The sequence below is a fragment of the Streptococcus sp. Marseille-P6264 genome, from assembly GCF_902460355.1.
In the GTDB taxonomy this organism is placed as follows: Bacteria; Bacillota; Bacilli; order Lactobacillales; family Streptococcaceae; genus Streptococcus.
The window spans coordinates 101,456-126,773 of sequence record NZ_CABPTO010000004.1 but is presented as its reverse complement, the minus strand read 5'-3'; the positions used below and the strand labels follow the sequence as shown (position 1 = coordinate 126,773).

Genomic DNA, 25,318 nt, shown 5'->3' with positions numbered 1-25,318 from the left:
AAAAAATGAGTATAAAAGATGGTGTAAATAATTTATATGAGATTGTTAATTTGTTTAAGAAAATCACAGATTATACATTTTATATAAATATTATTCTTTCTCTTGTTTCAATTTTTTGTAATTATCCTACAATTCTCGCTTTACAACTTATAACTATTTCTATAAATATCTCAGTATCCTTTATTTCAGATTTTATATTCTTTCCAAAAGCAGAAGAGGAACGATTAAGAACCAATATAAAAAATGCCTTTGGGGTAGATATTACCGAATATGATACTGATGGTTATTATAACAATAAACAACCACATTCAATTCATAAAGCAATATTAAATACATTTGAAAATATTTTTTTTACAAAAAATATTGTTGATAAAATGATTCTTAAGGACTTGCTAAAACCAATTCTTTCAGGAGTGTTATTGGTTGTTGTATTTGTTTTTTTCAAGGAGAGGAGCATTATATTGATTGTATTTCAATCAATATTTTCCAGTAATTATTTAATTGGGTATATAAAATTATGTATCTTCAAGAATAAACTTGGTATATTGTATTCTAGATTTAGGAGTAAGTTACTGTCAGAATGTCGCAAAGAGGGAGTGGACTCTTTAACTAAAGAAGAGCTAGTGATATTAATTACTGATAGTATAGAATATGAACTGTTAAAATCATCTTTCAAAATCATGCCTTCCTCAAAAGTATTCTGTGAAAATAATGAAGAGTGGAGTAGTGAATGGGATAGCATAGCAGACACAATTGTTATTTCGAAAAATGAACATCAATAATAATACGATAAACAACTAACAAAAATGACGAAATAAATAATTGTTTATATATTTCTCTTTAGACAATTATATTATGTAATTCAGAAGTGCTAGTAGTCTAAGTTGTAAAAAAGTTATTAAATGAATATAAGAAAGAATAGTTATATGCAAAGAGTAAATACATTAGCAAAGATTAGATTTAAGGGATATGATAATTCTCTTGAGAGAAAAACTATAGGAGATATAACAACTAGTTTTTCAGGAGGAACTCCAAAATCAAGCAACAAGAGTTATTACGAAGGGAACATACCTTTTATTAGGTCAGGTGAAGTTAAATCAAAACAAACAGAATTATTTATAAGTGATGAAGCTTTGAAAAACTCTTCGGCAAAAATGGTATCACAAGGTGATATTTTATATGCTCTGTATGGTGCAACAAGTGGGGAGGTTGCAATAAGTGAGATAAATGGAGCGATTAATCAGGCTATACTTGCCATTAAACCTAAACAAGGATATTCTTCTGAGTTTATTATGAACTATCTAAAAAAAGAGAAAGATAATATTTTAGAAAAATATCTACAAGGCGGTCAAGGTAATCTTTCTGCAGCGATAGTAAAAAGTATTGAATTAAGTTTGCCTAGTCTGGAAGAACAATCTGCCATCGGCTCCCTTTTCCGTATCCTAGACGATCTTCTGTCTAGCTACAAGGATAATCTTGCCAACTACCAAGCTATCAAGGCAACCATGCTCTCCAAGATGTTTCCCAAAGCTGGACAGACAGTTCCTGAAATTCGTTTGGATGGATTTGAAGGTGAGTGGGTTGAAAAAAGATTAAAGGATATATCTAAACGTGTGACACGAAAGAATAATGATTTAGTGTCAGAAAGAGCCTTAACGATATCGGCTCAATTCGGTTTGATAGATCAGGAGGAATTCTTTCAGAAAAAGATAGCTTCGAAAGATGTAAGTGGATATTATCTTATAAAAAAAGGGGAGTTCGCATACAATAAAAGTTATTCGACAGGTTATCCCTTAGGAGCAATAAAGCGTCTTGATAAGTATGAGAATGGAGTATTATCTACTTTGTATATTCTTTTTAAAGCAGTAGATGTTGATTCGGACTATCTTACTCATTATTATGAAAGTGATAAGTGGCATAGAGAGGTTTCAATGTGTGCTGCTGAGGGAGCGCGAAATCATGGATTATTAAACATTGCACCAGCTGATTTTTTCAACACTAGATTAGTAATACCTAAAGAACTGGCTGAACAACAAGCCATCGGCTCTTATTTCTCTAACCTCGATAACCTCATCAACTCTCATCAAGAAAAAATTTCTCAGCTTGAGACTCTGAAAAAGAAACTCTTGCAGGATATGTTTATATAGAAGGAGTGCAGGAAGATGTCAAAAGTAAAATCTGAAAGATTCAAGAAAGAAGAAAAACCTGTAGTAGCAATTTGCTATGATTTTGATAAAACCCTGTCTCCTGATGATATGCAAGCTCAAGGATTTATACAGAAGCTTGGGTATGAAATCAGTGAATTTTGGAAGAAATCCAATGGTTTTGCCAAGGCTAATAATATGGACAAGAACCTTGCCTATATGTTTACGATGAAAACAGAATCTGCAGGGAAAGTCCTATTTACAAAAACAGAGTTAGCCAAGTTTGGATCAGTGGTGGAACTATTCCCAGGAGTTGAAAGCTGGTTTGAACGTATTCGAAAGTACGGTGAGGAAAAGGGGGTTATTGTTGAGCATTATATCATTTCATCTGGTTTGAAAGAAATGATAGAGGGAACATCAATAGCTAAAAATGGTGCTTTTAAGAAAATTTATGCGACTTCTTTTTATTGTGATGAAAGTGGGGTTGCGGTCTGGCCAGCTCAAGTAGTGAATTACACCAATAAGACTCAATTTCTTTTTAGAATTACTAAAGGTATTTTAGATGTAAACGACGACGCAGTGAATGATTTTGTTGCCGAAAGTGATTTACGAGTTCCTTTTAGAAATATGGTCTATTTAGGGGATAGTGATACAGATATTCCATGTATGAAGCTAGTCAAAACAAGAGGTGGCTACTCTATCGGTGTATTCAATCCAAAAACCAATGACAGAAAGAAAGTTCACAAAATGACTCAGGATAATCGTATTGATTATTTTGTTCCAGCTGACTACTCAGAAAACACAGAACTTGATAAACTAATCAAGACGATAATTGATAAGACGGCTTATAATGAATTGTTAGAAAACAAGAAAAATGCTGATAAACTTGAAGCAAACTTAAGAAAGCGAAAAAGAAATCCAAAACTAAGGTAATTGTTTGCTAAATTAAAAGAATACCGATTAAGATTTATCGATGCTAGTATATTTATATACTTAAAGGAGTTACCATGGTATCTGTAACACAACGTATAAAAGAAATTAACCAACCTCGAGGTGGTTATCTGCCCATCAAGTTATTTTCAGTAGAGCAGTTCGAAGATCACAGAGTTCTGCATTCTGTAGAGTCTGTATCTCCAAGCCTAGTGGGGATTTGTGTGGACTATCTGACTCGGCTTATGAACGGCTCGGACGCTAGGAGTGCTTTCGAGATTTCTCTCATGGGTGCCCGTAAGATTGGTATGGGAGATCTAGCAGAAGCGTTATTAGATTTGGTGACAGGATTGGATGATTTATCGATTGATAGTGCCTGTCGATTGGCTTGTTTTGATGTCGTCCTTCGTGCAGGGATTAAGTATTATAAGTCCTTTGAGGAAATATCGCTGGACTCTGAAACGATCGAGAATATTCGCATCATGGTAGAACGAAGTCTTTGCTTTTTTGACCTTTATGGTCCTGTGATAAAGGATGGTTTTTGTTTTATTGGGGGTTATACAGATACGATTGACAGGGGTGATGGAGATTTTCTTACCAAGGATACATTATGGGATTTTAAGGTGACTAAAACAGCTCCTAATAAAGACCATACACTACAAGTCCTTGTATACTATATCATGGGCTTACATTCCTTTGACCCTGACTTCCTTTCTATCGAAAATCTTGGATTTTATAACCCTCGAAAAAATATTGTTTATCAACTTCCAGTCTCTTTTATTCCTTTAGATTTGATTCGAACGATTGAGAATGAAGTGATTTGTTATAAATGATTGCTTGTTTAAAAAAATTAATTGCAAAACTTAGAAAGAAACACTATGGAAACAACACAAACTTCCCAGTCGCTTTACCAAGCCCTGTGGAACTCAGCGGATGTTCTCCGCTCTAAGATGGATGCTAATGACTATAAGTCCTATCTTTTGGGCATGGTCTTTTACAAGTATCTGTCTGATAAGATGCTCTTTTTCGTGGCGGAGACTATGGAGGAGGGGACAGATAGTCTGGAGGATGCCCTTGAGGTCTATCGCTCCTACTACGAGGATGCGGACACTCACGAGGATCTCCTCACGGTCATGAAGGATGAACTCAACTATAGTATCAAGCCAGACCTGACCTTTACCGCTCTAGTAGCACGTGTCAATGAGGGAACTTTTCAGCTGGAAGATCTGGCGCAGGGCTTTCGAGATATTGAGCAGAGCGACGACCTCTATGAAAATCTCTTTGAAGATATCGACCTCTACTCTAAAAAGTTAGGGGCAACTCCGCAAAAGCAAAACCAAACGGTGGCGGCAGTCATGAAAGAGTTAGCTGTGCTAGATGTGGCTGGTCATGCTGGTGATATGCTGGGGGATGCCTATGAGTATCTGATCGGTCAGTTTGCGACTGACTCTGGCAAGAAAGCTGGTGAGTTTTATACACCTCAGCCAGTTGCCAAACTCATGACTCAGATTGCCTTTTTAGGTCGTGAGGACCAGCAAGGTTTTACCATCTATGATGCGACTATGGGCTCTGGCTCTCTCTTGCTCAATGCCAAGAAATATTCTCATAAGCCGCAGACAGTTGTCTACTTCGGTCAGGAGCTCAATACTTCGACTTATAACTTAGCTCGGATGAACATGATTCTACACGGTGTTCCAGTTGAAAATCAATTTCTCCACAATGCCGATACACTGGATGAAGACTGGCCGACACAGGAGCCAACCAACTTTGATGGGGTTCTCATGAACCCTCCATACTCTGCCAAGTGGTCCGCAAGTTCTGGCTTCCTGAATGATCCTCGTTTCTCTCCTTTTGGGAAACTTGCTCCCCAGTCCAAGGCTGACTTTGCCTTCCTCTTGCATGGTTACTACCACCTCAAGCAAGATAATGGGGTTATGGCCATCGTCCTTCCCCACGGGGTTCTTTTCCGAGGAAATGCGGAAGGAACCATTCGCAAGGCCTTGTTAGAAGAAGGGGCCATTGACACGGTTATCGGTCTTCCAGCCAATATCTTCTTTAATACCAGCATTCCGACCACAGTCATCATTCTCATGAAGGATCGGACTGATCGCGATGTTTTCTTCATCGATGCTTCCAAGGAGTTTGACAAGGGCAAGAACCAGAATATCATGACGGATGCTCATATTGACAAGATTCTGGAAACTTATAAGGCTAGGGAAGATGTAGATAAGTTTGCCCATCTAGCCAGCTATGAAGAAATCGTCGAAAATGACTACAACCTCAATATCCCTCGCTATGTAGATACCTTTGAGGAGGAAGAAGTTGAACCGCTGACAGACATCGTCAGCAAGATTAACCAGACAAATAAAGCAATCGAAAGCCAAACAGCTTCATTACTTGAAATGCTGAACCAACTCCACGGAACCACACCAGAAGCCGATGCTGAGCTCAAACAGTTTCTGAAGGAGTTCAAAGGGTGATGGGAAAGTAGTTAGATACGTCAACCTGATTTAATATCCCAGCCAAATCAACCTTTGGCTGGTTTTTATTTTTAAAAGATGGTATAATTAAATTACCTAATAGGTAATTTAATTCGAACAGAAAGGGACTTATGAAGCTTATCTATACAAACAAAACTGTTAAAAAGCAGTGCACAGAGCTGAGGCAGGCGAAAAAGGATTTTTCGGATAAGGTTGCGGTAAAGTTGCATCAGTTGATCAACTTTTTGGAAGCAGCGGATTCTTTGGCTAGTGTGACCGCTTTTCCTAAATATCACTTTCACCAACTCAAGGGAAAGAGACAAGGGCAGTTTGCTTTGGATATAGATGGTCGAAGGAGTTCCTATCGGTTGATTGTAGAATTTCGTGATGAGGATCTAGAAAAGGTATTTCCTAGTCCCGTTGAAATCGAAATTCTAAAAATAGAGGAGGTCAGCAATCACTATGAGTAATAAAATTGTTGAATACAAAGACCTGATTGCTTTTCATCCAGGTCAGTATGTTGAAGAGTTGATTGAAGATTATAACGTAACGCAAAAAGAATTTGCAGAGCGTTTGGGAGTGTCAGCAAAGACTGTCAGCAAAATAGTCAATGCTGAGGAGTCTATTAGTAAGGATACGGCTCATAAGTTAGCCAAGTTAAGCGGAGTTTCTATGCAAACCTGGCTCAATCTTCAAAATGCTTACGATGTAAAAGTGGCAGAGATTGTAGATCAAAGAGAGCTAGAAGAAGGTAGCGAGAAAGAAATCTGTGAGATGATTGATTTCAAGTATTTTAAGGAAGAAGGTTACGTTCCAGACAAACGCTATACTTTGAAAGAAAAGATTGTCGAGCTTCGAAAGATCCTAGGTGTGGCAAGTTTAGAAAACCTCTTAACTTTCAATCATCTAGTGAGTTATCGGAATACACGTGAGTTTACGCCTAAAAGTATAGTCAACTCCAATATCATGCTGGAGTTGGCATCTAAAAAGGCGCGTGATAAAACGACTACTAAGCTCAATCGTAGAAAACTAGAGAAAAATCTGCCTGCTTTGAGAGGGTTAACTAGGCAAGATCCAGAAGTCTTTCCTCAACGCTTGTATGATATCTTGCTAGACTGTGGTGTTGTTCTAGTCGGTCTACCTGCTTTGGCAAATGCTAATTTGAATGGTGCTACAAAAAAATTCAGCAATGGTAGTGCCTTGCTTTTACTCACGGACCGAAACAAGGCATCCGATATTTTCTGGTTCTCACTTTTCCATGAGATTGGGCACATTCTACAGAATGATTTTTCATCTGAAGACGGAAACAGTGAGTTATACCGTCGTTCTGAGGAACAGGCAGACCAGTTTGCAAAAGATCTCTTGATTAGACCAGAAGACTATCAGGCTTTTGTAGAAAAAGGAAACTTTAATAAGTCAGATATCCTTCAATTTGCTGAAGAAATAAATATTCACCCGAGTATTGTTCTAGGAAGATTACAAAATGAGGGTATTCTCAGTTTTGATCGTTTCCGAGAACTAAAAGCCAATTATTACTTTGTTTCTTGATTGTTTTGGAATTCTTAGAAGATGAAAAGATGCTTAAAGTTTAATACAGTTAGCAGTGGTGGCCAATTGATTCGCTCAAATTCCGCTCGTTTTATTAAAAATCGATAAGAGAAATCAAAATTTAAACAAGCTATAGTCTTTTCTAATAACAAGGCATAGTTGCTTATAAGAATTAGCGATACCCTATTTTAAGCTACAAACGAGTATGTGACTTAAAAACAAACAACACAAGGGATTTGAGACAAGTACCTCAAATCCTTTTCTTTTGTCCATAATAGGGATATAGTTTAAAACTATATCAAATCTTAATTTTTTCCAATTATACAGAGGGCGGATTTTCTGTTAAGATAGTTTCAACAACAATTTTTGGAGGACGTTTATGTCAACGACTATCATTGGTTTCCCTCGTTTGGGTGAATTCCGCGAATTAAAATTTACAACTGAAAAATACTTTAGAAATGAAATCTCAGCAGACGAACTCTTGGCAGCAGCGAAAGACTTGCGTGCGAAGCACTGGAACATTGTCAAAGAAAAAGGCATCACTGAAATCCCATCAAATGACTTTTCTCACTACGATAACTTCCTAGATGCAGCTTTCCTCTTCAACGTGGTTCCTGCTTCAGTTCAAAACTTGGACCTGACTGATCTTGAGCGCTACTTTGCCTTGGCGCGTGGTTACCAGGGAGAAAAAGGGGATGTTCGTGCCCTTCCGATGAAGAAATGGTTCAACACCAACTACCACTACATCGTTCCTAAGTTTGAAAAAGACACTCAAGTAAAACTTGCAGGTCACAAGATTTTTGATGAGTTCCAAGAAGCAAAAGAACTTGGTCTTAACACTCGTCCAGTCCTTGTAGGGCCATTCACTTTCCTTCAATTGTCAGACTTTGAAGAAGGCGTGAAAGCAGAAGATTTCGTAGACAGCTTTGTGGCTGCTTACCAAGAAGTTTTTGCAAAATTGGCTGAACTTGGTGCGACTCGTATCCAACTAGATGAAGCTGCTCTTGTAAAAGATTTGACAGCTGAAGAAAAAGCTCTCTTCTTGAACCTCTACAACAAGCTTTTGGCTGACAAGAAAGGTCTTGAAGTTTTGCTTCAAACTTACTTCGGAGACGTTCGTGACGTCTACGCTGACCTTGTAAACTTGCCAGTTGACGCTATCGGTCTTGACTTCGTTGAAGGTAAGAAAACTCTTGAATTGGTTAAAGGTGGTTTCCCAGCTGACAAGACTCTCTATGCAGGTATTGTCAATGGTAAGAATATCTGGCGCAATAACTATGAAAAGAGCTTGGCTGTTCTTGAGCAAATACCAGCTGAAAACATCGTATTGACAAGCTCATGCTCACTTCTTCATGTGCCATTTACAACTGCTAATGAAGAATTTGAACCAGCTATCTTGAACCACTTCGCTTTCGCTGTTGAAAAATTGGATGAACTCCGTGACTTGGATGCTATCCGCAATGGTCAAGGTGCAGAAGCGCTCGCAGCCAACAAAGAACTCTTTGCGACGGAGCGTGTGGGTGAAAATGCGGAACTTCGTGCGCGTATCGCTGGTTTGACAGACGCTGACTACACTCGTTTACCAGCCTTTGCAGAACGTGAAGCGATCCAAGAAGAAGCCTTCAAACTTCCAGCTCTTCCAACAACAACTATCGGTTCATTCCCTCAAACCAAGGAAGTCCGTGCAAAACGTTTGGCCTTCCGTAAGGGTGAATTGTCAGCAGAAGACTATGACAAGTTCTTGGCAGAGCAAATTGATGAATGGATCAAATGGCAAGAAGAAGTTGGATTTGACGTACTTGTACACGGAGAGTTCGAGCGTAACGACATGGTTGAGTACTTCGGTCAAAACTTGTCAGGTTACCTCTTCTCTAAAAATGGTTGGGTACAATCATACGGTATGCGTGGGGTGAAACCACCAATCATCTGGGGTGATGTCACTCGTCTCAACCCAATCACTGTTAAATGGTCTAGCTACGCCCAAAGCCGTACTGACAAACCTGTCAAAGGTATGTTGACTGGACCTGTTACCATTCTTAACTGGTCATTCCCACGTGAAGACATCTCTATCAAGGATTCTACTCTTCAAATCGCTCTTGCTATCAAGGATGAAGTTCTTGACCTTGAAGCTGCAGGTGTGAAGATTATCCAAATCGACGAGGCTGCTCTTCGTGAGAAATTGCCACTTCGTCGTAGCGACTGGTACGAAGACTACCTTGACTGGGCTATTCCTGCCTTCCGCTTGGTACACTCTACAGTAGCGCCAGACACACAAATCCACACTCACATGTGTTACTCAGAATTTACAGATATCATCCCAGCTATCGACAACATGGATGCGGACGTGATTTCCTTTGAGGCAAGCCGTTCAAACCTTGAAATCTTGGACGAACTCAAAGCGAAAAACTTCCAAACAGAAGTGGGACCTGGGGTTTACGATATCCACTCTCCTCGTGTGCCAAATGAAGGCGAAATCGACCACACGATCGAAGCTATCCTTGCTAAAGTACCAAGCAAGAAAGTTTGGATCAACCCTGACTGTGGTTTGAAAACACGTGGTATCCCAGAAACAAAAGAAAGCTTGATCCGCCTTGTAGAAGCGGCTAAAGCAGCTAGACAAAAACTGAATTAATATTATTTCTACATTTAAACTCAGCTCTGATAAACCTGCAACAAAGCTGTTTGCAGGTTTGTTATAGGCTGCTAGTTAGTAGATTGAAAGGAATTTTATCTCTATGGTGAATCGCCAAACTCCTAGTCTCTCATTTGAAGTATTTCCTCCTAATCCGGCAGTAGGCAATGATAAGATTTTTCAGGCGTTGAGGGAGATGCAAGATCTGGCTCCCCACTTTATCAGTGTGACTGCCAGCAATAATAAATTTGATATTGAGGAGACAACGGTTCGTTTGGCTGAGTTTATCTCCAATGACCTTGAGATTCCAACGATTGCCCATTTGCCAGCTGTTTATCTAACCAAGGAAATGGTGTCCAATATCTTGCAGGCTTTGGATCGTGTTGGGGTCAATCAGATTTTGGCTTTGCGAGGCGATATTTTTCCAGATGTGGCTCCTAAGGATGATTTTAAATATGCGACTGACTTGATTGAGTATATCAAGACAGAAGCACCACATTTTGACATCATCGGAGCCTGCTATCCAGAGGGGCACCCAGACTCACCAAACCAGATCTCAGATATTCAGAATCTCAAGAAAAAGGTTGATGCAGGCTGCTCTAGTCTTGTCACTCAGCTCTTCTTTGACAATGAACGTTTCTATGATTTCCAAGATAAGTGTACCTTGGCTGGGATCGATGTTCCGATTCATGCAGGTATCATGCCTATTCTGAATCGAAATCAAGCGCTTCGTCTTTTGAAAACGTGTGAGAATATTCATCTTCCGCGCAAATTCAAGGCTATTCTGGATAAGTATGAACATGATCCAGAATCATTGCGGACAGCTGGTTTAGCCTATGCGGTGGATCAGATTGTTGATTTGGTGACCCATGATGTAGCAGGGATCCATCTCTATACGATGAATAATGCGGCAACAGCTTACCATATCTATAAGGCGACCCATGCGCTCTTTAACCATACCCCATCCGTTCAATCTTTTTAAGATGAATGAAGAAACCACTAATCAGATTCATTTGCTGTTTAGTGGTTTTTGTTTTATAATATGGATAAAAGTTTTATCCAAATCTAAGGAGGAGCTGATGGAGCATTCGCTGACCTTGGTTAAGTCTATGCAGTTTGGCCAAGAAGATTGTTTTTTTGCTTTCTGTGGTTATTCAAAAACGGAAGGCCATCATAGCTTTGGGCCGGCTGTTCGGGATGTGTATGTCATTCATATCGTATTGGAGGGGCGGGGGACATACTCTGTTGGCAATCGGCGCTATGATTTGCAGGAAGGGCAGGGCTTTGTGGTACCGCCGGGTCAGTCGGTCTTTTATCAGGCTGATGGAGAAGAGCCATGGTCTTATGTCTGGATGGGACTGGGTGGGCACCTCTTGCCTCGTTATCTGCAGGCTCTAGGACTACAGTCAGGCCAATGGTCTTTTGAGCTGACTTCTTTGCAGGAATTTAAGGCTTTGGTCTTTGAAAGTCTGGCCTATGAGGGCAGCGGAATAACAGCTGAACTAGCTCTGCAAAGACAAGTTTATCGCTTCTTAGAGCTCTTGTCCCAACGTCTTAAGCAGATATCTTTAATCACGGAAAGTCGCCGAGTCAATCCTTATGTCCAGCAGGTCTTGGAACTGTTGAGCAGTCATCTGCCAGAAAGTTTATCTGTACAGGAGTTAGCGCAGAAATTGGCGCTGCACCCTTCCTACCTATCTCGGCTTTTCAAGGATGAAGTAGGCAAGGGAATTAAGGAGTACAGTAATGATTTGCGGCTCAATATGGCAGCTGATTTGCTGACGAGCAGCCAGCTTTCGGTGGAAGAGATTGCTAGTAAGACAGGCTTTGCCGGAACACAGAGCTTTTCAAAAGCTTTCAAGAAGGCGCGTGGCCAGTCGCCCTTGAATTTTCGCAAGGCTAGCTCTCATCTGGGGCAGGAGTTGTAAAAAGTCACATTTGGATAAATAATACTAGAGAGAAAGGCTTACCAAAAGGGAGAGCCTTTTTTATAATGAAAGGAGAAGCATTATTGCAGACTGCGAAAGGAGAAGGCTATGAACAAGGCGAGTATTTTGTTTAACGAAGAGTGCAGACAATTTCATCTGACTAACGATGAGATTTCTTATATCTTTCGGGTTTCGGAGGATGGTAAACTCTTGCAGCTTTACTACGGTGCGGCTGTACCGGAGCGGGATTATTCTTATTTGGTGGAGCTGCAGCATCGGCCCATGACAACCTATCGGAAAGAAGGGGATTTACGCTATTCTTTGGAGCATGTGCGGCAGGAATTTCCAGAATACGGCACGACAGATTTTCGTCATCCCGCTATCTGTCTGCGGCAGGAAAATGGCTCACGTATTACTGACTTTGTCTATGTCAGTCATCGGATGATAGATGGTAAGCCTGCTTTAGAGGGGCTGCCAGCTACTTATACTGAGGTTCAAATGGAGGCTAAGACTCTTATTCTAACTCTGCGAGATGCGGTGACAAAAGTAGAAGTTCAGCTGTTTTATACGATTTTTGCTGATTGGCCGGTTATCGCTCGCTCTAGCAAAGTGATTAATCAAGGCAGGGAAACCTGCTATTTGGAATCCCTAGCCAGTCTGTCGCTGGATCTGCCAGATGCTGATTATGACTGGTTGCAGCTATCAGGAGCATGGGCTCGGGAACGCCATATCAAGGAGCATCCGCTTCAGCAGGGGATTCAGTCCATTGAGTCAACTCGTGGTATTTCCAGTCCTCACCACAATCCCTTTGTGGCTCTTAAGCGACCGGAAACGACTGAGTTTTCAGGCCCAGTGCTAGGAGCGGCCTTGGTGTACTCAGGCAATTTTCTCATTCAGGCTGAGGTGGACACCTATGATGTGACACGGCTGCAGCTATGTATCAATCCTTTTGGTTTTGAGTGGAAGCTGGCTGCGGGCCATTCCTTTACCAGTCCAGAAGCTCTGCTGGTTTACTCTGATCAGGGGCTCAACGGCATGAGTCAAGTCTTTCATCAGCTATTTCGTCGACGTCTATCTAGGGGTTACTGGCGCGAGCGAGCGCGTCCTGTTCTCATCAATAACTGGGAAGCTACCTATTTTAACTTTAGTGAGGATAGGCTACTGGATCTTGCTGAAAGGGCTCAGGAAGTAGGAGTCGAGCTCTTTGTGCTAGATGACGGCTGGTTTGGCCAGCGGACTAATGACCGCGCTGGGCTGGGTGATTGGTTTGTCAATCCAGAAAAGCTGCCGCGGGGGCTGGGCTCGCTAGCAGAGCGAATTCACGGTTTGGGCATGCAGTTCGGTCTTTGGTTTGAGCCGGAAATGGTCAATAAGGATAGCCAACTCTATCGAGCTCATCCTGACTGGCTGCTGGCAGTGCCAGATAGACAGCCCCACCATGGTCGGAATCAGTTTGTTTTGGACTATTCTCGGCCGGAAGTAGTGGACGAGATATTTGAACGTCTATCAGCGGTTATCGAAGGAGCGCAGCTTGATTATATTAAATGGGATATGAATCGCCCTCTGACGGATGTCTTCTCAGCTGCCTGGCCAGCTGATCAGCAAGGAGAGATTTTTCACCGCTATGTCTTGGGTGTTTATGACTTGTATGAGCGTTTGATTAGACGGTATCCGAGACTGTTATTTGAGTCCTGTTCTTCAGGTGGAGGCCGCTTTGATCCAGGTATGCTCTACTATGCTCCTCAAGCTTGGACCAGCGATGACTCAGATGCGATTGAGCGCTTGAAAATCCAGTACGGGACCAGCCTTCTCTATCCGCTTTCGTCCATGGGGGCTCATGTCTCCATCGTGCCCAATCACCAGACCAATCGTCTGACTCCGTTGAAGACGCGGGGCAATGTCGCCTTTTTCGGTTCCTTTGGCTATGAGCTGGATCTTAATAAGCTAAGTCCAGAAGAATTGACTGAAGTCAGGAAACAGATAGCTTTTTACAAGTGCCATCGAGAGCTGATTCATAATGGAACTTTTTATCGACTGCAGTCGCCATTTAAGGAAGATGGGCAGACAGCTTGGATAGTTGTCAGTCAGGATCAGAACACTGCACTTTTAGGAACTTTCAAGATTCTCAATCAAGTCAATCGCTCTCATCAGCGTTTGCAACTGAAAGGACTGGCTGTGGATAAGGTCTATCGGCTAGAGGGGCGTAGCTATACTGGGGCTGAGCTTATGCGAGTTGGGCTAGTTACCACGGACGCTTCCAGCGGTCAGCTACTGGAGGATTCTGAGCAAGAGCCAAGCTATGACTTTGATTCCAAACTCTGGCTGTTTGAAGCAGAGGATGAGTAGATGGCACGATTAATTCTATCTAGAAGAGATCATTGGTCCATGATCTTAATATCTAGGAATAGAAATGAAAAATTTATATTTGTGTAGTATGGTCAGGCCTTTTTAACTTCAGATGCCTGATTCAGAAGCTCGTGGTCTTTTGGGAATACTGTTTACTAATAGACCAATTGAGTCTAGCATCGTGAATTGTTGAGTATCATTAGATAAGATTTGGTTCTAAACTTAACCGATTTGTGTATACTCTCCATACATCATCAGAGATTTTTAGTTGTTTTGTATTTATTATAATGACAAACTATAGCATAGGAAAATGAGCATCTCCAACTGCGGGAATGCTCATTTTTTAGTATTGGAAATTAGCATTTGCCCATTCCCTTTTGGATTAAAATTAACGATAGATTTTATAGCAGATTAGTTTTGTACTTTCTTTTTTGCGAAGTATCCGTTGTCTGCACTCAACACACTGCTAGTAAAGACCGTAGAGGGTAGAACTATAGCTACAAAGCCTGTTGCCACGTACTAGTCAGTTATACCCACTGTTGTGGAGTATCCAGATAGATTGATAATACCATAAATCTCACTCTTTCCTATTGAGGTTGGAAGATTGAACACACCGTCAACTATATTGATTACTACAATAAACGAATTAAAATCGAACTAAAAGGTTTAGTCTTGTATAGCGCTGAACAAAATCTTTGGTTTAAATAAAAAATCTGATTTTTTAGGGCTAGTACACTCTGTTTTAATTTTTTTATTCACTCAATAGTAAAACGTTTACATTCACAAATAAAAGTGTTATACTTAATTGGTAATAAAATATAAATAAAAAAGCTGTACAATGAGAATTAATCCATGATAATTAACATAATATAAATAAAAAGAGGTAGAAATATGGTAAAGAGATTTATTAGCTCTAATACATCAGAAATTTTAAGTATGACGGCCCTTGAACTGAAGCAAAGCATTAAAGCCAGCGAAGGACGTATCATTTTATCAGAAAATGTGGCTTTTAAGGAATCTTATATCGGAGATATTACGAATTCTGAGATGGCTAGAGCTTTTGGTGCAGACCTGATTTTGCTAAATGGTATCGATCTCTTCAATCCTTATGTGGATGGTTTGACTGGGAAAGGAAACTTTGTAGAGGAACTACATCACTTAGTCGGACGCCCTATCGGTGTCAATTTGGAACCAATTGATACACAGGCACAAATGGCTGAAGATCGCCAAGAAATTAACAAAGGTAGACAAGCTAGCGTTGCAACTATTCAGGCAGCAGAAAAATATGGTGTAGATTTTATTTGCTTGACAGGAAATCCAGGAACAGGGGTGACCAATCAGGCGATTATCGATACGATTCGAGTAGTGAAAGAGTATTTTTCAGGCTTGCTCATTGCTGGAAAAATGCATGGTGCAGGAGTAGATGAGCCAGTGGCGGACTTAGATGCTATTGATGAATTTATCGAGGCAGGAGCAGATATTATCCTAGCTCCAGCTGTGGGAAGTGTCCCAGGATTTGATGATGCAGATTTAAAGCAAATCGTTCAATTGGCACATAAAAAAGGTGCTCTTGTAATGAGCGCTATTGGAACGAGTCAAGAAAGTTCGGATACAGATATTGTTAAGCAAATGGCAATTCGAAATAAAATTTGTGGTGTAGATATTCAGCATATAGGGGATTCGGGGTACGGCTGCCTTGCCCCAGTAGAGAATATATTTGCCATGAGTAAAGCGCTTCGTGGTCAGCGTCATACTATTTCGATGATTGCTCGTTCGATCAATCGTTAAATATGTCAATTAAAAATGAGAGCTATAAAGGCTCTCATTTTTTTTTGTTAAGAAATGCTGCATTAATGCAAAGGCTGGTTGCAGCTCTGGCGACATTCAAATAAGAATATGGTTTGATGGTAATCTCAGGCTGTTTTTGATGTGGAAACAGCTGCACCATATGTTGCAAGTAAGAGAGAATCTGTTCTGCAATTATAGGATAAGAGAAGATTTCGCCATCTAAGTAAATACGCTCCATATCGATGAGTTGGCATAAATTAGAAATTGAAATAGCTAAATATTTACAGGCGGTATTGATCAACTCAATACTACCGAGATCTCCCAATTTGTAAGCTGTAAGAAGTATGTTGAGGTTGATGTCACTAGAATCAGCCACTAAGGTTCTAAGTAGAGAAACACGGGAAGAGTGATAGAGCAGACTTGCTTTGTTAATTAAGGCACTTTCGCTGGCATAGACTTGCAGGCAACCATTTTTGCCACAAGGACAACGTTCACCTTCAGGATTGATGATCGTATGCCCAACTTCTCCAATCAGGAAATTTTCTTGACTATAGATACTTCCATTATACATATACGAACAATGAATGCCTCGTGCAACATGATACACGATGAAATTACTATCTGTTGAATGATAGGTAAAGAGCCGCTCTGCCAAGGTGAGGCAATGAGATTTGTTGCCAAAGTACACGGGAACATCAAAAGTATCCTGTATTCTTTTTAAGTTGATATTTTCCCAAAGCGGATTTTTAGAGATGATTTGCTGGCTTTCATCTAATTTGACATGTCCAGGTAGGCCGATTCCAATTGCTGATATAGAAATATCCTTATGCTTTTGTAAAAAATGTTGGATAAGTTGAATGATTTTTATATCACTAGGGCCTTCTTGATGCTCCAGGTAGTGCGTATGCCATTCGCTAGCCAAAATCTCACCTATATTATCAGTAATCACTAAAGCAAGATACTTTTCAGAAATTTCAAAACCTAAATAGAAGTGTTGTCGAGAAGTGATGTCTAGTAGAGTTTTTTTACGTCCGACACTATCATCATCTAATTCTCCTAGTTCATGAACCAATCCTTCTTTGATGAGTTCGTTGATAATATTACCTGTCGTAGCAGGAGTAATATGTGTTTCTTTTGAAATATCGATACGAGAAATAGGTCGTTTTGCATATAACTGGTCTAAAATTGTTGCTCTAATTTCAGCTTGTTTTCGGGTTAATGTCATATTTTTTACCTCAGCTGATATATTATCAAAAAATAATTAAAAATTCAACATGAAAGCGTTGACATTTTTGGATCGTCGGTATATAATATTTATAGAAAATTAATAATAAACTTATAAAAACAAAAAAACAGCTTTTTTATTTACATATTACAAACAATGGGTTTGTTTTAATTTTTTAAATACCTAATTATTTAGGAGGAAAAACATATGGCTACAAAAGAAATTATGCTAGTCTGTGCTGCAGGTATGAGTACCAGTCTCATGGTAACTAGAATGCAAAAAGCAGCGGAAGAAAAAGGGTTACTGGTAAACATTTTTGCAGTTCCAGTGCCAGAAGCAGAGAGTTATCTAGCGGAACACCAAGTTGATGTTGTCTTATTAGGCCCTCAGGTGCGCTATCTATTGGATAGTTTTAGAGAAAAGTCAGCAGCTACTCCAGTAGATGTCATTCCCATGACAGATTACGGTATGATGAAGGGTGATAAAGTGTTAGAGCTAGCTGAGTCTTTGATGCAATAGGAGGATGTATGGACGGACAATCATCTTTAGAAGTTGCAATGCAGTTAATCATGTATGGCGGAGAGGCTAAATCTTGTGCTTTAGAGGCTATTACAGCAGCGAAAAAACAGGAATTTAATGAAGCTACAGAAAAACTCTCTCAAGCTCAGGCAGCGCTCTTAGAAGCGCATCATGCACAGATGGATATGCTGACTAGAGAGGCACGGGGAGAAAAAAATGAAATTAATTTATTTATGATTCACGGTCAAGATCACTTAATGACAAGCATCGCTTTTGTTGATTTAGCTAAGGAAATCGTTGCTCTATACCAAAAAATAGAAAAATAAGGAGAAGACTATTATGAGTAATTTTGTGGATAAATGGCAAGCACGCCTGATGCCGATTGCTAATAAAGTAGGGAATCAAAAGTTCCTCGTTGCTCTTAGAGATTCCTTTATTGGAACAATGCCAGTCATTATGACAGGTTCATTTGCTTTAATGTTAAATGCTTTTCTGTCAGATCTTCCAGGTCAATTTGGTTGGACTTGGATCACAAGTACTTTCCAGTGGTTGATTGACATCAACTGGTTAGTCTTCAAGGGAAGTATTCCAATTGTTGTTCTTTTGTTCTTGTTTACCTTTGGTGTGAACATTGCTCGAATCTACAAAACAGATAAGGTATCAGCTGGGCTGGTGGCGGTCGCTTCTTATGTTATTACGATTGGTGGTTCTATCACAAAGACATTTGAGTTGGCATCAAATAGCCAAGCAGTTGGCAAGGCAGTTGAGAAACTACCAGAGTTCAAATTAACTGGTAATAGTCTTGCAGTGACACTTAATAGTGTGATTCCGGGTGACCAAATTAGTGCCCGTGGGTATTTTACAGCAATTTTAATTGGTTTTGTTTCTGTTATCATTTTTTGTAAAGTCATGAATCGTAACTGGACAATCAAGCTTCCAGATTCTGTTCCACCTGCAATCATGAAGCCATTCTTGTCTATCATTCCAGCTGCGATTGCTATGTATGTCATCGGTATTGCGACTTATATCTTCAATACTGTGACTGGAGAGTTAATGATCAACTGGATCTATAAAGTCCTTCAAGCACCGCTTCTTAGCATGTCGCAAAGTTTCTGGGCTGTCTTGTTAATTGTATTTTTGAATAAGATTTTCTGGTTCTTTGGGCTTCATGGTGGTAATGTCCTAGCACCGGTCATGGCTAGTCTATTTGGTGTTACTATGCTTGCAAACTTAGAAGCTTTCCAAGCAGGACAAGCTATTCCATATATGTGGACAGATAACTCATTTGGTGCTTTTGTTTGGTTTGATGCGATTGGTGTTGCAATTGCAATTCTTTGGCAAGCTAAAAATAAACATTATCGCGAAGTAGCAAAATTGGGTATTTTCCCAATGATCTTCAATATCGGTGAGCCTGTGATGTATGGTCTGCCAATTGTACTGAATCCAATTATGTTCATTCCGTATGTAGTGACGCCACTTCTGATGGTGACTGTCTCTTACTGGGCAACTGCATGGGGACTTGTTGCGCCTGTTACTCAGAACGTAACGTGGGTAATGCCTCCTGTCTTGTATGGATTCTTTGCGACAGCCTTTGACTGGAGAGCAATCGTTCTATCACTCATTAATATCGCCGTCTCAACCATTGTTTACTTGCCATTTGTTAAGATGGCTGACAAACAACAGGAGCAATAATATGACAAATTTTGAAATACGTGATGAATTTTATCTTGATGGGGAGCCTTTTAAAATTTTATCAGGAGCTATTCAATATTTTCGTCTGCATCCTAATCAGTGGAGAGAAACACTTCATAACTTAAAAGCGCTAGGTTATAACACTGTTGAGACCTATATTCCTTGGAGTTTGCACGAACCACAAGAAGGGCAATTTGTAACAGACGGTCTACTTGATTTTGAAGCTTATTTTGATCTTGTACAGGAAATGGGCTTTCATCTAATTGTTCGTCCGACCCCATATATCTGTGCAGAGTTTGATTTTGGTGGAATGCCACCATGGCTACTCAATTATCCTGGTATGCGTTTCCGCGTAAATGATGTCTTGTTTTTAGAAAAAGTTAGTCGTTTTTACGATTGGCTCTTTCCAAAGCTCTTGCCTTATCAGTTTACAGAAGGCGGTCCTATTCTCATGATGCAAGTGGAGAATGAGTATGGTTCTTATGCGGAAGACAAGGAATATATGCGCAACATTGCGAAAATGATGCGAGATCGTGGAGTCAGTGTTCCTCTCTTTACATCAGATGGAACTTGGATCGAAGCCTTGGAATCAGGTACCTTGATTGAAGATGATATCTTTGTGACAGGGAATTTTGGATCACAAGCGAAGGAAAATACAGATAATTTACGTGCTTTTATGGAGCGTCATGGTAAAAAATGGCCGCTTATGTGTACAGAGTTCTGGGATGGTTGGTTCAGTCGTTGGGGCGAAGAAATTGTCCGCCGAGATGCTGAAGATCTCGCGCAGGATGTAAAAGAGATGATGCAGATCGGTAGTATGAATCTCTTCTTGCTACGTGGAGGAACAAACTTTGGATTTATCAGTGGCTGTTCTGCTCGGAAGACAAGAGATTTACCACAAATTACCTCCTATGATTTCGATGCACCGGTTACAGAATGGGGTGTGCCAACAGAGAAGTATTATGCTGTCCAACGAGTGACACATGAACTTTTTCCAGAATTGGAGCAAATGGATCCAATTATTCGTAATGCTAGAGCTTATGGAAGCTTTCCTGTCGAAGGAACAGCAGATCTTTTGGATGTAGCTCCACAGATCACAGAGGAAATTGTACACGATTATCCACAACCAATGGAGCGAATTGGACAGAATCATGGTTACATCCTTTATCGTTCAGATATTAAGAATCAATATCACGAAGAGCGACTGAAAGCATTAGAAACTCACGATCGTTGTCATTTCTATATCAATCAAGAGCACTTAGCTACTCAGTATAGAGAAGAGCTGGGAGATGAAATGCTCTTCTCTGCTGATACAGAGCGTATTCAAATCGATGTGTTGGTAGAAAATATGGGACGTGTCAACTATGGGTACAAGTTGAATGCACCTAGCCAGTCTAAAGGTGTAAAAGGTGGTATCATGATCAACCACCAATTCCGTAAAGGTTGGAAACACTATGCTTTGAAGTTTGATGAGGCTATGTTGTCTAAGCTAGAATGTACAAATCCTGTTCCACAAAAAGTAACATCACCTGTTTTCTATAAATTTAATGTAAAATTAGATGAGATAGCAGATACTTTTATTGACTGTTCACAGTATGGTAAAGGTTGTATCAGTGTCAACGGCTTTAATCTAGGACGCTATTGGAGTCAAGGTCCGATTCAATATCTGTATATTCCGTCAGGATTTCTGAAGGAAGAAAATGAGTTTATCGTCTTTGAGACGGAAAACGTAAAAGTTGAAGAACTGTCCTTGGTTGATCAGCCGGTATTTAAAGAAATGGGGTTGTAAAACAATGAAATATATCAGCGTTGGAAATGAACTGGAACAAGCTAGCCAATTGGTCTTTGGCTGTATGCGGATGGCTGAAAAGTCTTCAGATGAAATTGTAACTGTGTTGAAGACTGCTCAGGAAATCGGTATTAACTTCTATGATCACTCCGATGTTTATGCAGGTGGTGAGTCAGAAGCTAAATTTGCTAAAGGTTTGAAAGATGCGGGAATTTCACGTGATCAAGTGATCATTCAGTCAAAATGTGGCTTGCGAGATGTGCATACGAATTATCATTTTGATTTTTCAAAAGAGTATATCATTGACTCAGTAGAAGCCAGTTTGAAACGCCTACAGACCGATTATATGGATGTCTTACTCTTACATCGTCCAGATGCTCTGGTCGAGCCAGATGAAGTAGCAGGAGCATTTGATCGTTTGCATCAAGCTGGAAAAGTGCGTTACTTTGGAGTTAGCAATCAAAATCCTTACCAAATCGAGCTTTTACAAAAGAGTGTCAAGCAGCCATTGATTGTCAATCAGTTGCAGTTTGGCCCAGCTCATACGCCTATGATTGATCAAGGTCTTAATGCTAATATGCACAATTCTTTTGCCATCAATCGTGATGGAGGCGTCTTGGATTATTGTCGATTGAAGGATATTACTATCCAGCCATGGTCGCCATTCCAAGTTGATTTGGCACAGGGATTATTTATGGATCATCCTAAATATGTAGAATTGACAAAGACACTTAAACAGTTTGTAGAGCAGTATCAAGTTTCCTTTGAAGCGATTGTCCTTGCTTGGATTTTACGGCATCCAGCAAATATGCAACCAATCATCGGAAGTATGAATCCAGAGCGAATCCGTTCAAGTGCAGAAGCATTTAAAGTAGATTTGCCACGTGCAGAATGGTACAAAATTTATAAAAGTGCAGGGAATGCCTTGCCATAAATATTTCCCCCCATTTTAAAGAAGCGAATTGTGAAAATGGTTTGCTTCTTTTTATCTGTTAGAAAAATTAGCTCTTTGTTAACTATTCGGCGCTTCTTCTTTATTAAGGAAGTTTCAGCGACAGTTATTTTCCTACAAACTTTACGTAGCTCTTATGGAATTTTTTTCTACAGGGGTTTCCATTACAGAAATGACAGAGTCGTTCTTTTCTTGCTTGCTAAAATGTCTTATTTTGTTTATATTAGTTTTATAAGCTTTCTTGGAGGCGTTTACATGACTGAAGATCGTTTGAAGTTGAAATTGCTGGGAAGTCCGAGTGTCTTTCTCAATAAAGAGGAAGTCTTTTTTCCTTTTGCTAAAATCAATGCTTTGCTCTATTATCTCCATATCAATGGAGCAGTCAATCGGGAGGAGATTGCGGGGATCCTCTGGGAAAATAAGGATAATCAGACCGCCAAAAAGAATCTGCGGAATACCATTTATCAGGCTAACAAGCTATTGGGTGGAGAATGGATTGTCGCTCCCAACCGTACTGTGCTATCGCTTAATCCCGAGTGTGCGATTGAAAGCGATGTAGAACTTTTCACGGACCATCCAGCGGAGTATCTGTCGCTCTATCAGGGTGATTTTCTGCAGGGCTTCTATCTCAAGGACAGTGAAGCCTTTGACTATTGGGTGTCCAAGATGCGGACGCGATATGAGCAGCTCTATATCCAGGCTTGTTACCAAAAGTTGGAAAAAGATCCATCGAATTTGGAGGAATCAGAGCGAAATCTGCGCCGTATGATCAGCATCGATGAGTTTGATGAAAAGAATTATCATCTGCTGATGAAGCTCTATCAGGAGAATGATCGACCTGGTAAGGTAATTGAGACTTATTATAAATTGGTCAATCTCTTGGACAAGGAATTGGGCATTAGTCCGAATGAAGCAATTCAACAGCTGTATCATGAAGTGATGGCCAAGGATCGCAGTGAGCGTAAGATCAAGCAATTTTTACGTAATACAGACCACTTCTTTGGCCGAGTGGGTGAAATCAAGCATTTGGAATCTTATTTTTCTAAGATTTTAGAGAGGCAAGAACCTCGTGCGCTGCTCTTAGTCGGGGGTACTGGCATCGGTAAACGGACAGTAACTCGACAGGTACTGGCTAATCAGACTAAGTATTTCCAGATTGTTATGGCAGAGTGCTTCAAGGAAGAAATGACGGTTGGATTGCAGCCTTGGCGCAGTCTGCTAGATGGCTTGGGCGACTTAGTCATTCAGCATCAGATCCTTTCGACCAGCCAGTGGCAGGTTATTTTGGATAGTTATTTTCCGATGATGGCAGGTGAAGCTTCGGATCGTGAGCTGAATACGGATCGTCTGGCTCGGTTTGTGCTGGATATTTTGCAAAAGATTTCTAAGAAAAAGGCTTTGGTGATCTTGGTTGAGGACTGTCACTGGATGGATGAGGCTAGTGTGGCTGTTTTAGAGCAGGTTATGAACCATTTGAGGGATTATCCAGTAGCCTTTGTGTTGACTAAGCATCTGAGTACGCCACCTTATCTTGGACGTTTTTTCAATCGCTTATTGCTTCGTAGCCAGCTAGACTGCATTGAGCTGCAGCCGCTGGATTTTAAGTCTAGTGTGGCGTATTTGCAGGTCCAGACTGGACAGTTAACCATATCTGAAGAACGGCTTGAGGCTATTTATCGGGTCAGTCAGGGCATTCCTTTCTTTCTGTCGGAGTATGCGGAGCAGCTTTTGCGAGGTGAGAAATTCCAGCCATTGACCTCAGCTATTAAAGCAAAACTATCTCTGAAATTAGGCTATTTGAGTAGCCAGAAGGAGGAATTGGTTGACTATCTGGCTTGCTTTAGTTCCCCTGCTTCGGTGGCGCTCTTAGCTCAGTTGCTAGGCCTATCTGTGGAAGAAGTGGTTGAAATTGCGGAAGGTTTTGGGCAAAAACAGCTTTCAATAGAAGAGGAGCAGGAGGAATTGGCTTTACGATTCAGCCAGGAGCTTTTGCGGATTTATGTCTATGATCGCTTGCCGCTTGCTAAGAAGCGAATGCTACATCACCAGATTGCCCAAGGAATGGAAGACCAGCTGGGAGACTCTCTCTATCATGCTCAGCTGCTCAATGAAATCGCCTATCACTACAGGATGTCCAAGCAGCCGATTAAGTCTCTGGAGTACGAGCTGCATTATCTTGAGGATACCTTGCAGTTTCATCATGAGCTCTTTCCGATTTATTCACGGGAGTTTGGCTTTATCGAAAAGACGGATGATAGCAATCAGTCCGCAGTTTTGGACCAATTTGATCGTATCCGTCGGGAAATAGAAGGATTAGAGAGAAAACACCAGAATCACAAAGATTTTCAGTTATTGGTTCTCCGCTTTCTCTATCTGGAAGGGCGTTATGCTATCCGGACGGGGAATTACCAGCAGGGAATGGACAACATCCAGCAGGTGATTGCTTCTGCTAGAGAGTTGCAGCAGATGGAGTTTCTCCTAGAAGGCTATCGGCAGATGATCTACTATTGCATCCAGACGGAGAATATCCCTGAGATGCGCTATTATACGGAGTTGGCTCTAGATGCTTCAGTTCAGGCCAATAATCATGAAGCTATTGCGATGAATCTTCGACTTAAGGGACTGTATCATCTCATGATTGGAGATGAGGAGCAGTCACTCCGCCATCTTTACCAGTCTATCGATTGCTTTAGTTTGACGGCTTCGTTGCGCTCAAAGTATTCGATTCAGATTGCGGCGGCTCTAGATTATCTGGCAGAGATTGAACAGATTCGTGGGAATTTCACGACAGCGCTGGCTCATCAGAAAGAGGCGATTGAGTTGACGGAAAATAAAACAGCAGAGCCTTCGATTTTTGCTTTCTATATAGGCTTGGGTCTGACTTATTATCAGCTAAAAGATTATGAACAGGCGGAGCGAATCTTGCTGAAAGCGAAAGCAGCCCTGAGGTCGCTCAGCTTTCCTTGGAAGGAGACCCAGCTGGAAGTTTATTTGGCCTTGATTGGCTGCGAGAAGGGAGATTATCAGCCGGTGCTTGATCTGCTTCGGAAAAAGGATAGTCTCATCAGTCGCTATGGCAATCCGCGGGACAAGGGCTTGATCTACTATCTGATGGCTGTGATCAAGTATCGCCAGCTGGCTGGCAGCTTGCAAGAAGCTGGTTTTGAAAATTTATTAGCTCAGGACTTTGAAACTTATTATGAAACAGCCAAAAGTCAGCTCAATCCCTACCGGGATCGTCATCAACTAAAGGAATTAGAAAACTTACGCCGTACCTTGTCTTAAGAATTGAACACAAATAAAAGAGGATGAAAGCAATGTTCATCCTCTTTTGATGTTTGCAAT

Annotated in this window: 18 protein-coding genes and 1 pseudogene; 18 read left to right on the top strand and 1 reads right to left on the bottom strand. The window is 40.6% G+C overall.

What is annotated here, in order from left to right:
* Positions 1 to 5: 5 nt before the first annotated feature.
* From FZ941_RS06695 to FZ941_RS06640, 12 genes and pseudogenes are all read left to right on the top strand, one after another.
* Positions 6 to 782, top strand: a complete 777-nt coding sequence (locus FZ941_RS06695) for a hypothetical protein (protein WP_148887299.1) — start codon at positions 6 to 8, stop codon at positions 780 to 782.
* Positions 783 to 902: 120 nt separating this feature from the next.
* On the top strand, positions 903 to 2,147 hold the full coding sequence (locus FZ941_RS06690; protein WP_148887298.1) for a restriction endonuclease subunit S: 1,245 nt from the start codon (positions 903 to 905) through the stop codon (positions 2,145 to 2,147).
* 15 nt (positions 2,148 to 2,162) lie between these two features.
* Positions 2,163 to 3,059, top strand: a pseudogene (locus FZ941_RS06685) (HAD family hydrolase); the annotation flags it as partial.
* 92 nt (positions 3,060 to 3,151) lie between these two features.
* Entirely contained in the window at positions 3,152 to 3,907 is a 756-nt protein-coding gene (locus tag FZ941_RS06680; RefSeq protein ID WP_148887296.1) for a hypothetical protein, read from the top strand.
* Positions 3,908 to 3,952: 45 nt separating this feature from the next.
* On the top strand, positions 3,953 to 5,554 hold the full coding sequence (locus FZ941_RS06675; protein ID WP_148887295.1) for a type I restriction-modification system subunit M: 1,602 nt from the start codon (positions 3,953 to 3,955) through the stop codon (positions 5,552 to 5,554).
* Between the two features lie 131 nt (positions 5,555 to 5,685).
* On the top strand, positions 5,686 to 6,024 hold the full coding sequence (locus FZ941_RS06670; RefSeq protein ID WP_148887294.1) for a type II toxin-antitoxin system RelE/ParE family toxin: 339 nt from the start codon (positions 5,686 to 5,688) through the stop codon (positions 6,022 to 6,024).
* Positions 6,017 to 7,102: a HigA family addiction module antitoxin gene (locus FZ941_RS06665; RefSeq protein ID WP_148887293.1), complete on the top strand. Its 1,086-nt coding sequence runs from the start codon at positions 6,017 to 6,019 to the stop codon at positions 7,100 to 7,102. The genes FZ941_RS06670 and FZ941_RS06665 overlap by 8 nt, the downstream gene beginning before the upstream one ends.
* 379 nt (positions 7,103 to 7,481) lie before the next feature.
* A complete protein-coding gene (gene metE, locus FZ941_RS06660; RefSeq protein WP_148887292.1) occupies positions 7,482 to 9,734 on the top strand; it encodes a 5-methyltetrahydropteroyltriglutamate--homocysteine S-methyltransferase in 2,253 nt (750 codons plus the stop codon).
* Positions 9,735 to 9,837: 103 nt separating this feature from the next.
* Positions 9,838 to 10,716 (top strand): methylenetetrahydrofolate reductase [NAD(P)H], encoded by an 879-nt coding sequence (gene metF / locus FZ941_RS06655; RefSeq protein ID WP_125371621.1) that lies wholly within the window; start codon positions 9,838 to 9,840, stop codon positions 10,714 to 10,716.
* Position 10,717: 1 nt separating this feature from the next.
* On the top strand, positions 10,718 to 11,662 hold the full coding sequence (locus FZ941_RS06650) for an AraC family transcriptional regulator (RefSeq protein ID WP_187418398.1): 945 nt from the start codon (positions 10,718 to 10,720) through the stop codon (positions 11,660 to 11,662).
* Between the two features lie 108 nt (positions 11,663 to 11,770).
* The gene (locus FZ941_RS06645) at positions 11,771 to 14,008 is read left to right on the top strand and encodes an alpha-galactosidase (RefSeq protein WP_148887290.1); all 2,238 of its coding nucleotides are present in this window, start codon (positions 11,771 to 11,773) and stop codon (positions 14,006 to 14,008) included.
* An 891-nt stretch (positions 14,009 to 14,899) separates the two neighbouring features.
* Positions 14,900 to 15,796 carry a haloacid dehalogenase-like hydrolase gene (locus tag FZ941_RS06640; RefSeq protein ID WP_148887289.1) on the top strand — a complete coding sequence of 299 codons (897 nt, stop codon included), beginning with the start codon at positions 14,900 to 14,902 and terminating at the stop codon, positions 15,794 to 15,796.
* Positions 15,797 to 15,830: 34 nt separating this feature from the next.
* On the opposite strand, the gene FZ941_RS06635 is transcribed toward FZ941_RS06640, so the two are convergent.
* The gene (locus tag FZ941_RS06635; protein ID WP_148887288.1) at positions 15,831 to 17,021 is read right to left on the bottom strand and encodes an ROK family transcriptional regulator; all 1,191 of its coding nucleotides are present in this window, start codon (positions 17,019 to 17,021) and stop codon (positions 15,831 to 15,833) included.
* Between the two features lie 207 nt (positions 17,022 to 17,228).
* On the opposite strand from FZ941_RS06635, the gene FZ941_RS06630 reads away from it, so the two are divergent.
* The 6 genes from FZ941_RS06630 (at position 17,229) to FZ941_RS06605 (ending at position 25,258) form a co-directional block, all read left to right on the top strand.
* The gene (locus tag FZ941_RS06630) at positions 17,229 to 17,540 is read left to right on the top strand and encodes a PTS sugar transporter subunit IIB (protein ID WP_148887287.1); all 312 of its coding nucleotides are present in this window, start codon (positions 17,229 to 17,231) and stop codon (positions 17,538 to 17,540) included.
* Between the two features lie 8 nt (positions 17,541 to 17,548).
* On the top strand, positions 17,549 to 17,866 hold the full coding sequence (locus FZ941_RS06625; RefSeq protein ID WP_148887286.1) for a PTS lactose/cellobiose transporter subunit IIA: 318 nt from the start codon (positions 17,549 to 17,551) through the stop codon (positions 17,864 to 17,866).
* 13 nt (positions 17,867 to 17,879) lie between these two features.
* Positions 17,880 to 19,232, top strand: coding sequence for a PTS sugar transporter subunit IIC (locus FZ941_RS06620; RefSeq protein WP_148887285.1), 1,353 nt, complete (start codon positions 17,880 to 17,882; stop codon positions 19,230 to 19,232).
* Position 19,233: 1 nt separating this feature from the next.
* Complete coding sequence (locus FZ941_RS06615; protein ID WP_148887284.1) at positions 19,234 to 21,021, top strand: beta-galactosidase family protein; 1,788 nt, start codon at positions 19,234 to 19,236, stop codon at positions 21,019 to 21,021.
* 4 nt (positions 21,022 to 21,025) lie between these two features.
* Complete coding sequence (locus tag FZ941_RS06610) at positions 21,026 to 21,955, top strand: aldo/keto reductase family oxidoreductase (protein ID WP_148887283.1); 930 nt, start codon at positions 21,026 to 21,028, stop codon at positions 21,953 to 21,955.
* Positions 21,956 to 22,228: 273 nt separating this feature from the next.
* Positions 22,229 to 25,258 carry an AAA family ATPase gene (locus FZ941_RS06605; RefSeq protein WP_148887282.1) on the top strand — a complete coding sequence of 1,010 codons (3,030 nt, stop codon included), beginning with the start codon at positions 22,229 to 22,231 and terminating at the stop codon, positions 25,256 to 25,258.
* Positions 25,259 to 25,318 lie beyond the last annotated feature (60 nt).

Coding starts and splice junctions, on each gene's coding strand:
- FZ941_RS06695 (WP_148887299.1), top strand. CDS start 6: ATGAGTATAAAAGATGGTGTAAATAATTTATATGAGATTGTTAATTTG.
- FZ941_RS06690 (WP_148887298.1), top strand. CDS start 903: ATGAATATAAGAAAGAATAGTTATATGCAAAGAGTAAATACATTAGCA.
- FZ941_RS06680 (WP_148887296.1), top strand. CDS start 3,152: ATGGTATCTGTAACACAACGTATAAAAGAAATTAACCAACCTCGAGGT.
- FZ941_RS06675 (WP_148887295.1), top strand. CDS start 3,953: ATGGAAACAACACAAACTTCCCAGTCGCTTTACCAAGCCCTGTGGAAC.
- FZ941_RS06670 (WP_148887294.1), top strand. CDS start 5,686: ATGAAGCTTATCTATACAAACAAAACTGTTAAAAAGCAGTGCACAGAG.
- FZ941_RS06665 (WP_148887293.1), top strand. CDS start 6,017: ATGAGTAATAAAATTGTTGAATACAAAGACCTGATTGCTTTTCATCCA.
- metE (WP_148887292.1), top strand. CDS start 7,482: ATGTCAACGACTATCATTGGTTTCCCTCGTTTGGGTGAATTCCGCGAA.
- metF (WP_125371621.1), top strand. CDS start 9,838: ATGGTGAATCGCCAAACTCCTAGTCTCTCATTTGAAGTATTTCCTCCT.
- FZ941_RS06650 (WP_187418398.1), top strand. CDS start 10,718: ATGAATGAAGAAACCACTAATCAGATTCATTTGCTGTTTAGTGGTTTT.
- FZ941_RS06645 (WP_148887290.1), top strand. CDS start 11,771: ATGAACAAGGCGAGTATTTTGTTTAACGAAGAGTGCAGACAATTTCAT.
- FZ941_RS06640 (WP_148887289.1), top strand. CDS start 14,900: ATGGTAAAGAGATTTATTAGCTCTAATACATCAGAAATTTTAAGTATG.
- FZ941_RS06635 (WP_148887288.1), bottom strand. CDS start 17,021: ATGACATTAACCCGAAAACAAGCTGAAATTAGAGCAACAATTTTAGAC.
- FZ941_RS06630 (WP_148887287.1), top strand. CDS start 17,229: ATGGCTACAAAAGAAATTATGCTAGTCTGTGCTGCAGGTATGAGTACC.
- FZ941_RS06625 (WP_148887286.1), top strand. CDS start 17,549: ATGGACGGACAATCATCTTTAGAAGTTGCAATGCAGTTAATCATGTAT.
- FZ941_RS06620 (WP_148887285.1), top strand. CDS start 17,880: ATGAGTAATTTTGTGGATAAATGGCAAGCACGCCTGATGCCGATTGCT.
- FZ941_RS06615 (WP_148887284.1), top strand. CDS start 19,234: ATGACAAATTTTGAAATACGTGATGAATTTTATCTTGATGGGGAGCCT.
- FZ941_RS06610 (WP_148887283.1), top strand. CDS start 21,026: ATGAAATATATCAGCGTTGGAAATGAACTGGAACAAGCTAGCCAATTG.
- FZ941_RS06605 (WP_148887282.1), top strand. CDS start 22,229: ATGACTGAAGATCGTTTGAAGTTGAAATTGCTGGGAAGTCCGAGTGTC.